Source organism: Plesiomonas sp. PI-19, from assembly GCF_021368255.1.
In the GTDB taxonomy this organism is placed as follows: Bacteria; Pseudomonadota; Gammaproteobacteria; order Enterobacterales; family CAMTGL01; genus Plesiomonas; species Plesiomonas shigelloides.
The window spans coordinates 1,013,846-1,027,413 of the sequence record NZ_JAJNMQ010000001.1; the positions used below are offsets into that span (position 1 = coordinate 1,013,846).

Here is a 13,568-nt window from a genome sequence, read left to right on the forward strand (position 1 = left end):
TATCGCTGTAAATCAGTGCGATGACGGGATGTAGCTCGTAAGTATGCGTTTAACTGCCGCGGCAGCGGTGTGAAATAGGGCATGGTGAGAGCTGATGCGCTCAATCCTCTGGATGTGGAAAAAACAGGCCGGTGGCGCCGACCTGTTATCGGGGATTGGGGTTACGCCCGGTTATGCTGCGAATTAGCCGCGCTGAGTGGCCGCTTTCATGGCCTGAACAAACGCATGCAAGTGTTGCAGCATCTGCTCTGGCTGGGTTTGGTACTGTTCGATGATTTTCACCACCGCTGAGCCGGAAATAGCGCCTGCCGCGCCGGCATCCAGTGCTGCTTTGACTTGAGCTGGCTCTGCAATTCCAAAGCCGAGCAGGGCTGGCGGCGCATTATGATCGCGAAGCTGCGCCATAATGTGCTCCAGTGGCATCACGGCTTTTTGCTCAGCACCGGTTACGCCGGCGCGCGAGAGCAGATAGGTATAGCCTTGTGAGCTCGCAGCCACACTTTGCACGGTGGCACTGTTCGCATTCGGTGGGCAGATGAAGATAGTTTCGATGCCGTGCACTTGCGCCGCCACACGAAACGGCAGTGATTCTTCAACGGGCACATCGGCAATTAACACGGAGTCTACGCCGCTTTGTACACACGCAGCGTAAAACGCATCAATGCCGCGGGCATAGACCAAATTGGCGTACATCAGCAGCCCAATGGGGATTTTGGGATGGCGAGCGCGGATTTCGCTCAGCATGGCGAAGCACTGAGTTGGCGTGATGCCAGATTGCAATGCGCGCAAATTGGCACCTTGAATGGTGGGGCCATCAGCAGACGGATCCGAGAACGGAAAGCCCAGCTCTAGAGCATCGGCACCAGCTGCAATTAAGGTGTCGATAATGGCCAGAGACTGTTCACGGTTGGGGTCGCCCAGCGTAACAAAGGGGACAAACGCGCCTTCATGGCGTTCGGCCAGTGTCTGAAACAGTGTTTGATAACGGCTCATTGCATCACCCCGCGCGCTTGCAAGATCTTGTGAACAGTAAAAATATCTTTGTCGCCACGACCGGAAAGGTTAACCACCAGCAATTGCTCTTGCTGCGGATTTTCGCGCGCCATTTTCAGGGCATGCGCCAGTGCATGTGAGGATTCCAGCGCGGCAATGATCCCTTCGTGACGGGCAATTTCTTGGAATGCGTCTAACGCTTCGTCATCGGTGATCGAAACATAATCCGCACGGCCAATGCTATTCAGGTGTGCATGCTGCGGGCCCACAGAGGGGAAATCGAGACCGGCAGAGATGGAGTAGGACTCTTCAATTTGTCCTTCTGCGTCTTGCATTATGGGGCTTTTCATCCCAAAGAAGATCCCCACTTTGCCATGCTTGAGTGGCGCACCATGTTGGCCGCTCGCAATGCCGAGTCCACCAGGCTCGACACCGATGAGGCGCACGGAGGTTTCATCAATAAAGTCCGCGAACATGCCGATGGCGTTGGAGCCTCCGCCGACACAGGCGATCACGGCATCTGGCAGTCGGCCTTCTTTTTCCATAATTTGGCGCTTGGTTTCTTCACCAATCATGCGCTGAAATTCACGCACAATGGTGGGGAAGGGATGCGGGCCTGCTGCCGTGCCCAATAAGTAGTGGGCGGTGGCATAGCTGGCAGACCAATCACGCATTGCTTCGCTGCAAGCATCTTTTAAGGTTGCCGAGCCTGAGGTGACCGGGATCACCTCTGCGCCCATCAGTCGCATGCGAAACACATTCGGCGATTGACGCTCCACATCTTTCGCGCCCATGTAGATGCGGCATTTGAGTCCGAGCAGCGCGCAGGCCAGCGCGGTGGCGACGCCGTGTTGCCCAGCACCGGTTTCTGCGATGATCTCGGTTTTGCCCATGCGACGCGCCAGCAGCGCTTGTCCCAATACTTGGTTGGTTTTGTGCGCGCCGCCGTGCAGTAAATCTTCGCGCTTGAGGTATAGCTTAGTGCGCGTGCCGGCGGTGAGATTACGGCACAGGGTCAAGGCGGTCGGGCGTCCGGCGTAGTTGACCAACAGGTCGTGCAGTTCAGCTTGAAACGCAGGATCTTGGCGAGCCTCAATGAACGCTTCTTCCAGCTGCTGCAAGACAGGGATCAAAATCTGGGGGACGAACATCCCGCCAAATTCACCAAAATACGGATTAAGCTTGGTCATGCTGAAACTCCCTGCTGACGTAAACGTGAGAAAACGGTACTGATTTTGTCCTGACTTTTGATCCCCGGCGCACTTTCTAAGCCGGAGTTAAAATCGAGGCCGACGGCACCTAAGTGCTGCGCTGATTCGGCGTTATCGGGGTTTAGACCACCGGCGAGCAACACGTTATCGAGCGGTAATCCTTCTAATAACGCCCAGTTAAAGGTGCGCCCGGTGCCGCCGAACTGGCCTTGTGCTTCGCTGTCGAGCACATAGCGATCGACATCCGGCAGATCCAGTTTAGGGACGTGCTCGCCCACGGGCAGTGCTTTCCAAATTTGGCACTGGGTTGGTAATGTTTGCCGTAAGGCGTGGATATACGCCGCATCCTCACTGCCGTGGAGTTGCACCGCATGTAAACCTAGGCGCTCAACGGTCAGTGCGATGGTTTCTGGTTTGGCGTTGCGAAACACGCCAACGTATTGCAGCGGTGCGGCGGCTTGAATGGTTTTTGCTGTGGCAATATCCACATAGCGCGGCGATTTGCCAACAAAGATCAGCCCGCCGTAGTAAGCGCCGGCTTGATAGGCGGCCAGGGCATCTTCAGGGCGCGTCAAACCACAAACTTTGTTTTCCCCCAGCAGCACGCGGCGCACCGCTTGATTCAAATCAGGCTCGGCCATCAGGGCGCTACCAATCAAAAAGCCATGTGCGACTTGCCCGAGTTGACGGATCTGGCGATGTTGGTGGATACCGGATTCGCTGATCACCAGCACATCTGGTGGTAACATGGCGGCTAATTCAACCGTGCGCGAGGTATCAATGCTCAAATCCCGCAGATTGCGGTTATTGATGCCAACTACTCGCGCCCCGAGAGTCACCGCTCGTTCAGCTTCTTCTCGATTGCTCACTTCAGTCAGCACGCCCATGTGCAGGCGATCGGCCACCGCGTGCAGTGTGCGGTAGGTTTCATCATCGAGCACAGACAGCATCAGTAAGATGGCATCGGCTTGATGATGGCGTGCCAGATAAATCTGATATGGGTCAATGATGAAATCTTTGCACAACACGGGCTGGCGCACTTCTTGTCTGACTTGCGGTAAAAACGAAAAGCTGCCCTGAAAGTATTTTTCGTCAGTCAGTACCGAAATGACCGAAGCATAAGGTGCGTAGATCCGAGCAATCGCTGCGGGATCAAAATCAGCGCGGATCAGCCCCTTAGAGGGGGAGGCTTTCTTGCATTCCAAAATAAATGCCGGTCGGTTTTGGCGTAGCGCCGCATAAAAATCCCGATCGCTGGGGTGAATATCCAGAATAAAGCTTTCCAATGGCTGCGCGCTTTTTTGCTGCGCAATCCAATGGTGTTTGTCGGCGACAATGCGACTTAATACAGTCTCTTTCATCCTTAACCTCGGGCTGCAAGAAGTTGAACTTTGCGCAGGGCCTGATCTCCGGCCAGCACAGCTAATGCCTGTTCTGCATTGTGCTTGAGATCCTCGTGCCCGAATAGCCGCAGCAGTAAGGCAACGTTAGCTGCTACGGCATGACGTTGTGCGGTAGTGCCTTGTCCTTGCAGTAATTGCGTGAGAATGCGCGCATTTTCACCCGCATCGCCACCGCGTAAGCTTTCCAGTGGTGCGGCGGTTAAACCAAAATCGTCCGGCGTTAAGGTATAGCTGTGGATATCACCGTCGCGCAGCTCAGCTACTTGGGTAGGGCCGTGCAGTGCCACTTCATCTAGGCCGCTACCGTGGACGACCGCGGCGCGCGTAAAGCCCAATTCGCGCAGTGTTTCGGCAATCGGTAACAGCAGCTCTGGCGAATAGACACCCATCAACTCCAACGGCGGACGCGCAGGATTAATCAAGGGGCCGAGCACATTAAAGATGGTGCGCGTTTTTAGCTGCTGGCGCACCGGCATGGCGTGGCGCACGCCGCCGTGGTATTGCGGCGCGAATAAAAAGCACACGCCTAAGTCATTCATGGCTGCGCGCGCTTGCTCGGCCGGTAAGTCGATGCGAATACCCAGAGCACTTAATACATCGGAAGAGCCGGTTAAGCTCGATACGCTGCGATTGCCATGTTTGGCAATGCGAACATCACAGCAGGCGGCAACAAATGCACTGGCGGTGGAGATATTGATGCTGCCACTGCCATCGCCGCCAGTGCCGACGATATCGGCAAACAGATAATCTGGGCGTGGGAACGGCTGGGCATGGGCCAGCAGCGCTGAAGCCGCGCCGGCGATCTCTTGCGGGGTCTCGCCACGCATTTTCAATGCGATCAAGACTGCAGCCAGCAATTCTGGCGGCATAGCGCCTTGAATAATGCTGTCAAACAGAGTGTGGCTTTCGTCGCGCGTTAAGCTGTCGCGGCGGAATAATTTGTCCAGAATGGCTTGCATCGTCTATTCCTTCTTCGAGCAGTTCCGTATTCGGTCGGTGTCGTGATTCGGGCTGTTGAGCCAGCCTCAAGCTGTTGGGATGGCGCTCTTGGCGCTGGCCCAACGCAGTGCATTCGCCAGCAAGACAGCACCTTGTGTGGTGAGAATCGACTCTGGATGGAACTGGAAACCACAGACGCGATCGCTATCTTGGCGAATGGCCATTGGGATCCCTTGATATTCCGCGCAGACCGTCAGTGTGCTCGGTAGATTGCTACCGGCTAGCGAGTGGTAACGGGCCACGGGCAGTGGTTGTGGCAGGCCGGCGAACATGGCTTGCCCATCATGGCTAATAGCGGAGGCTTTACCGTGAATAATCTCACCGGCCGTGCTGACGGTGCCGCCATAAGATTCGATCAGGGCTTGATGGCCAAGGCAGATGCCAATAATCGGTACTTGCCCTTTGATATCTGCAATCAAGGCTGGCATGCAGCCCGCCGCACTCGGTGCGCCTGGCCCTGGCGAGAGCACTAAGACGGCGCTCGATTGCTGGTTTAGCTCACGTAATTGCGCGGCGATATGCTTGGCATCGACACTGTTACGAAATACGGTGACCGGGCATCCGAGCAAGCGGAATTGGTCGACCAAGTTATAGGTGAACGAGTCAAAGTTATCGAGTAGCACGACATGCGGCATCGCAGCGGTATTGACGTTGGACATCATGGTGCCGGATACAGTGGCCGATGAATTTAGCATGATGATGCCTCCTGTACGTTGGTTTGCCCGAGCAATGCCGCTTGGCTCTGAGGCACGGATTCGTGCAGCGTAAATTGGTGAGCGCGGGCGATAGCACTGATCACCGCTTGTGCCTTAGCGCGGGTTTCGTCGGCTTCGGCTTGTGGTACCGAGTCGTACACCACACCGGCACCGGCTTGCACACAGGCGATACCATTTTCGACGTAGGCTGAGCGGATCACGATGCAAGTATCCAGATCGCCTTGGCCATTCATGTAACCTACTGCGCCACCGTAGCTGCCACGGCGAGTTTGTTCGGTTTGATAAATCAGCTGCATCGCGCGAATTTTGGGCGCGCCGGTCAGGGTGCCCATGTTCATGCTGGCTTGATAGGCGTGCAGGGCATCAAGATCACTACGCAGAGTGCCAACAACGCGTGAGACTAAATGCATGACGTGGGAATAGCGGTCGACGTGCAGCAGATCGGCCACATAGCGGCTACCCGGCTCGCTGATCCGGGCAACGTCATTGCGCGCCAAGTCGACCAGCATCATGTGCTCGGCTAGCTCTTTTTTATCCAACCGTAAATCCAGCTCCAGTCGGCTATCCAGATCGCGGTCTATGTCGCCCTGTACAGTTTTACCGCGAGGACGGGTGCCGGCGATGGGGTAGATTTCGACTTGGCGTGTATCGGCGCTGAACTTCAAGGCACTTTCCGGAGATGCCCCGAATAGCGTGAACAGCGGATCTTGCAGGTAAAACATGTATGGGCTGGGGTTACTGCGCTTGAGTTCGCGGTAAGCCGCTAACGGGTGTGGGCACGGCAAGCTGAAACGGCGAGACGGCACCACCTGAAAAATATCGCCGCACAAAATATGCTGCTTCAGCGTTTGCACGGTGGTACAAAATTCCGCATCCGATTGGCTAAGGTGCAAGTGGGCGATGCTCGCTTCTGGTGCCTGCGCCGGCGCTGGCAAGTGGTGCAGTTGTTGGTTGAGCTGCAATAAGCGGTCACTTAAGCGCTGCTGCTCATGCTGGCAGTGCGCAAATAAAGACGCCTGCAGGTGCGCTTGGCGGTGCTGGTGGTCGATGATCAGCAACGTTTCGGCCACATAAAGGCAAAAATCAGGGCATTGCTGCTGGCTTCCCACCTCGGGCATTGGCTCGAATTGGGCCGCTAAATCGTAGGCGAACAGTCCACCGATAAACAGGGCATGCGGGTGCTGAGGGTCAAAACTCAAGCCGTGCAGTAACGCGCGCACACTGTCAAATACTGACAAACTTTTCAGCCGTGAATCTTCATCTTGCGCCGTCGCAGAGTGGGCGGCTCCTGCGGGAAAGCGTAGTGTTAACGCAGCAGACTCACGCAGGGCATCTACGCTGTCTGGTAGCTTGTGTTGCAACACATCCAGCAGGCGGCGTCCGTTATCACTGTGCGCCTGCACGTTGACCTGATTCCCTTGGCAAACGATCCGCAATGCGGCATCAATCAGCAGCAAACTTTTCAGGTTTTCCTTGCTATCAATTTCAGCTGAATCCAGCAGTAAGCAGGCCGCTTGTTCGGCGCACAGAGCCTGAAAAATCAGGGTGGGATCCTGATGATACGGAACATCGCGCTGTAAAATCTGAATCAGTGAGGCCATATCGTTTTATTCCTTTAATACTTCTGTTATCTCGTGGCGCGTATAAACACGCATAAAAAAACCCGCAAAGTGCGGGCTTGATGGTGTGACGAGCTGAGTTAACCTCAGGTACGTGCCACAACGCTGCCCGCATAGGTATCACGCCACCAACCTGCCAGAGGCAGAGTGCAGATAGTTGTGTGGTAGTGGCGGACGAACAGCGTTGACATAACAGACTCCTCATTGGTCACAGCAGCAAGAGTGGGTGTGGTGCCGGGTGTGTTACACGGTTATTCGGCATGCCAAACTTGCTTGGCTTGTGTACTATTAAGCTGATACAAGTGGGTGTTGTCAATCCCTGATTGTGAGTTTTTATTATAAAAACGCTGCGATGGTGTTAGTGACGGGTTGTTTTACTGTTTGGCTGCGTGATGTGTCACAACCTCAGGGGTAACGAATATCCGTTTGCATTGCACCGTTTGAACATCATTTTGTTTGGGCGGCGAGTAAGGGATGTGTGTTATAAGGCTGCTGTTAATTTTTTGGAAAACGGAAATGAGTCATGACCGACAACGCAGAACGCGGCGTAGAGCAGGGTGCAGAACAGAGCGCAGGACAGAACTTAGTGCCTTTGTTTGATTTACACAGCCACAGTCAGGCTTCTGATGGCAGTTTATCGCCGGAAGAATTGGTCCTACGGGCAGCCGAGCAAGGCGTTACCGTGTTGGCGTTGACTGATCATGATACGGTGGGCGGGTTAGACGCGGCCCATCACGCCATTGTGCAGCATGCGCTTGCGCTGCGTTTGATTAATGGCATTGAGATATCCACCTGTTGGGAAAATATCGAAATTCATATTGTGGGTTTGGGCATTGCGCCAACGCATCCTGAATTGCAGCAATTGATTGGCGAGCAGCAGCAAAAACGTACCGAACGCTCGGAAGAGATGGCGCGCCGTTTGGAAAAACACCGCATTCCTGATGCCTTGGCAGGTGCGCGCAAATATGTGCAACGCGGCAGTGCAATTACTCGAGCCCACTTTGCCCGTTACCTGATGGAACTGGGCGTAGCGTCCACCATGCAAGGTGTGTTTAAGAAATATCTGGCAAAAGGGAAAATAGGATATGTTCCCCCGCAATGGTGTACAATAAATCAAGCAATTAGCGTGATTCACGCTGCCGGCGGACAGGCCGTGCTGGCTCATCCGGGGCGCTATGGTTTATCGGCAAAATGGCTGCGAAAATTGTTAGAGACATTTTCGCAAGCCGGCGGTGATGCCATGGAAATTGCACAGTGCCAGCAGGCCCCGCAGGAGCGGGCTCAACTGGCGGCGTATGCAAGAGAATTTAATCTGCTGGTTTCACAGGGATCTGATTTCCATCAGCCTTGTTCGTGGATCGAGCTGGGGCGGAAATTGTGGCTACCAGCAGACTGCACGCCGGTGTGGCATCAGTGGCCTGACCCTGACACACGGCAGGAGGAATAATATGAGCCAGTTTTTTTACATTCATCCCGATAACCCACAAGCGCGTCTGATTAATCAGGCGGTGGCTTTGCTGCGCGAAGGCGCGGTGGTGGTGTATCCGACCGATTCGGGCTATGCCATGGGCTGTATGCTGGGCGATAAGCATGCGATGGATCGAATTGTTCGCATCCGTCAATTAGACCCAGAGCATAACTTTACCTTGGTGTGCCGCGATCTGTCTGAGATCTCGTTGTACGCACAGGTCAGTAACTCCGCTTTTCGCTTGATCAAAAATAACACGCCGGGCGCTTACACCTTTATTTTGAAGGCGACTAAAGAAGTGCCGCGCCGTTTGATGACGCCAAAGCGTAAAACCATAGGTCTGCGGGTGCCGGATAACAATATTGCGCAAGCTTTGTTGGAGGCGTTGGGTGAGCCGTTGATGTCCACCTCGCTGATTTTGCCGGGCAATGATTTTACTGAGTCTGATCCAGAAGAGATCCGCGATCATTTAGAACATCAGGTCGATTTGATCATCAATGGCGGTTACCTTGGCCAACAGCCTACCACCGTGATTGATTTGACCGAAGATGCACCGGTTATCGTGCGTGAAGGGGTTGCCGATAGCGCGCCATTTCATTGATGCGCGGCGGTGCATCAGGTATGATGCTGCCCCCTTTGGGTAAAGCCTCAATCGGGCAGCTTACCGAAACGAAATCCGAAACGAAACACACTAGCGACGCCTGTGAAGGCGACAATGAGAGGTTGGCTCAATGAGCGAAAAACTGCAAAAAGTATTGGCCCGTGCCGGTCACGGCTCCCGACGTGAAATTGAAGCAATGATCGAGCAGGGACGTGTCAGTGTCGATGGCAAAGTAGCGACACTCGGTGATCGTGTTGATACTCGCCAACCGCTGAAAGTGCGTATTGACGGTCATATTGTTTCCATCAAAGAAAAAGACGAAGTGATTTGTCGCGTTCTGGCGTATTACAAGCCGGAAGGTGAGCTTTGTACGCGTAAAGACCCGGATGGTCGTCCTACCGTATTCGATCGTCTGCCACGTATGAAAGGGGCGCGTTGGATAGCCGTAGGTCGTCTGGACGTGAATACCTCAGGTCTGCTGCTGTTCACGACCGATGGTGAACTGGCGAACCGTCTGATGCACCCAAGCCAAGAAGTTGAACGTGAGTACTCTGTACGTGTGTTTGGCGCGGTGGATGATGCTATGTTGCAACGTCTGCGTCTGGGCGTGCAGTTGGAAGATGGTCCGGCGTCCTTTAAGTCCATCAAGTTCCAGGGCGGTGAGGGTATCAACCAGTGGTTTAACGTCACCCTGACCGAAGGCCGTAACCGTGAAGTGCGTCGTCTGTGGGAATCACAGGGCGTGCAGGTGAGCCGTCTGATCCGTGTGCGCTACGGTGACATCAAGCTGCCTAAGCTGGTGCCGCGTGGTGGCTGGGCAGAGCTGGAACTGAAAGATGTGAACTACTTGCGTGAGCTGGTGGGTCTGAAGGAAGAGACTCAGACCAAAGTGGCGGTGGAACATCAGCGTCGGACCAAGAATCCGAACCAGATCCGTCGTGCAGTGCGCCGTCATACTCAGCAACAGCAGCAGCAGCGTCGTCCGCGTCGTCCTGCTTAACTGGATGTGCAAATACAGCGAACAACAAAAATACCCGCCATTGGCGGGTATTTTTTTATCAGCACTAATTAACGATTATCTGTGGTCAGTGCTTACTGAGCGGGATCAGGATAGTTACCGCTGGCATCCAGTTGTTGTGCAGGATGAGCGTTACTGGCCGGAGCGGGTGAAGCGGCATTGGTGCTGCCATTCTCACTCTGCGCAGGTTGTGCGGGTTGATTCGTCACGCTCTGCCAGACTTTTTTGCCTTGCAGCATCATGCCATCCCACGACGATTTTAACTGATTTTCTGCTTCTGCGCGGGCCGCTTTATTCTCCGGTGCATTCCATGTGTTTTGCACGTTGCCAATGGTGGTGTCTACCGAGCTTTTCACCGAGTCATACTTTTGCTGCAGTTGCAGCTTTTCACTGGTTTTGTCCCAGCCGGTTTTGACTTGTTCGGCAGCCTTGTCGACCGAGTTACGCGCCGCATCGTATTTTTGCGGCAGCTCTAGCTGCTCACTGGTTTTGCCTGCCCACTCTTTAGTGGTATCCGCTGCTTGCTCCAGTGCTTCGGTAGAGGTGGCTACTGCCTGATCATACTGACGATAAAGGGTTTCGGCATGTGCGGTTGCTATGCTGCCACTGAACAGCATCAACACAGCAATCAGTAACTGACGGTTCATAGAGTAACCTCACGGCTTTTATGATGTTCTGTCATTTATGACCACCATTTTAGGCCGAGATTCCCGTAGCGGCAGGATTTTGTGCGGTGATTATGTAAGCTGATTTGTCTAATTGATGGGGAAGCGGTATTACATGGTACCGCTTCCCTTGATGCCGGTTATGCTTAGTTGATGAATGTGCGCTGTAAAACGCAGGTGTGATACGCTAAATACGCGTGCTCTTAGCGCGCGATTCCCGGTAAGCGATTAGGCTGCGCATCAAAACTTTGGCCGTTTTCTTGTTTGCTGTCATCGCCCATCAAGTAGAGGTAAACCGGCATGATCTCGGCGGCGGTTTTCAGTAATTCTGGATTTTCCGCAGGGAAGGCTTTGGCGCGCATTCCGGTACGGGTACCGCCCGGATTGATGCAGTTGACACGCACTTGCGTGTTTTCCAGCTCATCGGCCAGCACTTGCATCATCCCTTCGGTTGCAAATTTGGATACCGCGTAGGCACCCCAAAACGCTCGGCCTTTTTTCCCGACACTCGAAGAGGTGAAAACCAAGGAAGCAGACGGGGCCGCATGCAGCAGTGGCAGCAAGGCTTGCGCCAGTAAAAACTGCGCCGTGACATTCACTTGCATCACTTCCCGCCACGTTTTCTCATCATATTGGGCAAGCGGTGACAGCACCCCCAAAATACCGGCGTTCAGCAGCGCACCATCAAGGCGACCAAATTGTTCGCGAATTGACTCGGCAATCTGCTGATAATGCTGACCGGTCGCGCCCATCATATCCAGTGCGATGATGGCGGGCTCTTGGCCGCCTTGCGCCACAATAGCATCGTAGGTCGCTTCCAGTTTGCGCACCGTTTTACCCAGCAGGATCACCGTTGCACCATGACGGGCATACGTGAGTGCGGCTTCCTTTCCGATCCCATCTCCGGCACCACTGACCAGAATAATACGGTCAGTCAGTAAGTTTTCAGGGGCTTGATAATCCACGTAATACCCTCTTTTGACAGTCAGACAATGACGCATTGTTAATATTTGCGCATTGTAACCTGATTGTGACGTAATCGCGACATTGGGCATTGGCCAAGCATTTGTTAGGATGTACACAGGATATGCCAAATAAATAAGGTGAACTGTGGAATTTCTTTATCAATACGGTGTTTTTCTGGCCAAATCACTCACCGTATTTGCGGTTATCGGTGGATTACTGTTGCTGGTGTTTGGTTTGGCGCAGCGAAGCAAACCGGGCAAACGCGGCGAGTTGCAGGTAACCGACCTAGGCCAGCAATACCGTGAACTGGTGGATGAGCTCAAAGAGATGCGCTTGGATGAGCATGCGCTGAAAACTGAGCGTAAAAAGCAGAAAAAAGAGGAAAAAGCGCAAGAAAAGGCACGTAAAAAGGCCGAAAAGAGCGTTGAAAAAGAGGGCGCTGAGCGCGAAGAGGGTAAGCCTTGTGTGTACGTTCTGAACTTTAAAGGCAGCATGGATGCCCATGAAGTGGCGTCATTACGCGAAGAGGTCACCGCAGTGTTGGCGATTGCCTCTGAGCGCGATGAAGTGCTAGTACGCTTGGAAAGCCCTGGCGGTGTGGTGCATGGTTATGGGTTGGCTGCATCGCAGTTGGCACGGTTGAAAGCCAAAGGGCTGAAAGTTACAGTCGCCGTGGATAAAGTGGCTGCCAGTGGCGGTTACATGATGGCCTGTATCGCGGATCATATTGTGTCGGCACCTTTTGCGATTATCGGCTCTATTGGCGTGGTGGCGCAGATCCCCAACATCCATCGTTTACTGAAAAAACATGATGTGGATGTGGAGCTGATGACGGCGGGTGAGTACAAACGTACGTTGACCATGTTGGGTGAGAATACCGACAAAGGCCGAGAGAAGTTCCGCCAAGAGTTGGAAGAAACCCATCAGCTGTTCAAAGACTTTGTGTCTCAATATCGCCCTTCTTTGGATATCAACAGTGTGGCGACCGGTGAACACTGGTTCGGCCAGCAGGCGCTGGATAAAGGCTTAGTGGATGAAATTGCCACGAGCGATGATGTGTTGCTGCGCGAAATTGCCGAAAAAGATGTGCTAGAAGTCCGCTATATTTTGCGGAAAAAGCTTACAGACAAACTGGCCCACAGTGTGGAAGAGGGCACTGATCGCCTGCTGCTACGCTGGATGCAACGCGGACAGCGTCCACTGCTGTAAGACAACGTACGACAAAATGTAATGCGTTGTGGCTAACCTGTTCCGGTATGGGCTACTGCCATATCGGAGCGGGATGTGGTTTACTGCATCCATAAGAATATGCGTGCAGAAGTCATTTCCCCGGCTTGAATCTGCCGGGATCAAAACATGCTGTGCACTTATCCAATTGATTAATTGAAATAAAGGTCACCGTGATGTACTGGGCGTGGTTGGTGTTGTCGTTTCGCGGCCGGATTTCAAGGATGCAATTTGGTTTGGGGTTAGGGTTTGCCGTTGGGGTGATGCTGTTTTTCCACGGTCTGGGCGGGTTTGTCACGCTGCTATGGCCGGGGATGGACTTAAACTGGATGGATGCCAGTTTGGCCGTATTCATGGTCTGCGCCTTACTGGCCTTGCTGGTTAAGCGACTGCGCGATGCGGGGTTGAGTGCGTCATGGTTATGGCTGAATGTGTTGCCTGGCGGTGGAACATTATTGCTGCTGTGTGTGGTGCTAATTCGCGGCACTGTGCCTGCATCGGCGAGCCAGACGGGTATTTCTGCATCATCAGTGAGTCAAACTAGCGCTCTATCTATAACGGATGCTACAACGGATGCGTTACAACAGCGTCGCGTGTGAATAACCCGCCGCCAGCGGCTCACGATGGTGATATCGCTGCGCTGTTGGCGGGGCGCTGATGGCCGGATGTGCTAAGCCGGTGT

Annotated in this window: 13 protein-coding genes; 5 read left to right on the forward strand and 8 right to left on the reverse strand. The window is 53.8% G+C overall.

Annotated features, from left to right (window positions below):
* Nucleotides 1-183: 183 nt before the first annotated feature.
* From trpA to LQ901_RS04650, 6 genes are all read right to left on the reverse strand, one after another.
* Nucleotides 184-993, reverse strand: coding sequence for a tryptophan synthase subunit alpha (gene trpA / locus LQ901_RS04625; protein ID WP_064977935.1), 810 nt, complete (start codon nt 991-993; stop codon nt 184-186).
* Nucleotides 990-2,183, reverse strand: a complete 1,194-nt coding sequence (trpB, locus tag LQ901_RS04630) for a tryptophan synthase subunit beta (RefSeq protein WP_064977934.1) — start codon at nt 2,181-2,183, stop codon at nt 990-992. The genes trpA and trpB overlap by 4 nt, the downstream gene beginning before the upstream one ends.
* On the reverse strand, nt 2,180-3,565 hold the full coding sequence (gene trpCF, locus LQ901_RS04635) for a bifunctional indole-3-glycerol-phosphate synthase TrpC/phosphoribosylanthranilate isomerase TrpF (RefSeq protein WP_064977933.1): 1,386 nt from the start codon (nt 3,563-3,565) through the stop codon (nt 2,180-2,182). Before trpCF ends, trpB begins: the two co-directional genes overlap by 4 nt.
* A 2-nt stretch (nt 3,566-3,567) precedes the next feature.
* Complete coding sequence (gene trpD / locus LQ901_RS04640; RefSeq protein WP_064977932.1) at nt 3,568-4,566, reverse strand: anthranilate phosphoribosyltransferase; 999 nt, start codon at nt 4,564-4,566, stop codon at nt 3,568-3,570.
* Between the two features lie 66 nt (nt 4,567-4,632).
* A complete protein-coding gene (locus tag LQ901_RS04645; RefSeq protein ID WP_304610495.1) occupies nt 4,633-5,301 on the reverse strand; it encodes an aminodeoxychorismate/anthranilate synthase component II in 669 nt (222 codons plus the stop codon).
* Nucleotides 5,295-6,923, reverse strand: a complete 1,629-nt coding sequence (locus LQ901_RS04650; RefSeq protein WP_152136174.1) for an anthranilate synthase component 1 — start codon at nt 6,921-6,923, stop codon at nt 5,295-5,297. Before LQ901_RS04650 ends, LQ901_RS04645 begins: the two co-directional genes overlap by 7 nt.
* Before the next feature lie 541 nt (nt 6,924-7,464).
* Between LQ901_RS04650 and LQ901_RS04655 the strand changes: the two genes are divergently transcribed.
* The 3 genes from LQ901_RS04655 to rluB all read left to right on the forward strand — a co-directional run bounded on the left by LQ901_RS04655 (nt 7,465) and on the right by rluB (nt 10,010).
* Nucleotides 7,465-8,388, forward strand: coding sequence for a PHP domain-containing protein (locus LQ901_RS04655; protein ID WP_082935536.1), 924 nt, complete (start codon nt 7,465-7,467; stop codon nt 8,386-8,388).
* 1 nt (nt 8,389) lies between these two features.
* A complete protein-coding gene (locus LQ901_RS04660) occupies nt 8,390-9,010 on the forward strand; it encodes an L-threonylcarbamoyladenylate synthase (RefSeq protein WP_010863945.1) in 621 nt (206 codons plus the stop codon).
* 130 nt (nt 9,011-9,140) lie between these two features.
* The gene (gene rluB, locus LQ901_RS04665) at nt 9,141-10,010 is read left to right on the forward strand and encodes a 23S rRNA pseudouridine(2605) synthase RluB (RefSeq protein ID WP_064977930.1); all 870 of its coding nucleotides are present in this window, start codon (nt 9,141-9,143) and stop codon (nt 10,008-10,010) included.
* A gap of 92 nt (nt 10,011-10,102) precedes the next feature.
* Here the strand turns inward: rluB and LQ901_RS04670 are convergent, their stop codons facing one another.
* Together LQ901_RS04670 and LQ901_RS04675 are read right to left on the reverse strand one after the other, a co-directional pair.
* Complete coding sequence (locus LQ901_RS04670) at nt 10,103-10,675, reverse strand: hypothetical protein (RefSeq protein ID WP_064977929.1); 573 nt, start codon at nt 10,673-10,675, stop codon at nt 10,103-10,105.
* A 221-nt stretch (nt 10,676-10,896) separates the two neighbouring features.
* Nucleotides 10,897-11,658 (reverse strand): YciK family oxidoreductase, encoded by a 762-nt coding sequence (locus tag LQ901_RS04675; protein WP_230403001.1) that lies wholly within the window; start codon nt 11,656-11,658, stop codon nt 10,897-10,899.
* 145 nt (nt 11,659-11,803) lie between these two features.
* Here LQ901_RS04675 and sohB point away from each other — a divergent pair, with 145 nt between their 5' ends.
* Nucleotides 11,804-12,868, forward strand: a complete 1,065-nt coding sequence (gene sohB / locus LQ901_RS04680; protein WP_064977927.1) for a protease SohB — start codon at nt 11,804-11,806, stop codon at nt 12,866-12,868.
* 194 nt (nt 12,869-13,062) lie between these two features.
* A complete protein-coding gene (locus LQ901_RS04685; protein ID WP_255698126.1) occupies nt 13,063-13,485 on the forward strand; it encodes a DUF805 domain-containing protein in 423 nt (140 codons plus the stop codon).
* The last annotated feature ends 83 nt before the right edge of the window (nt 13,486-13,568 follow it).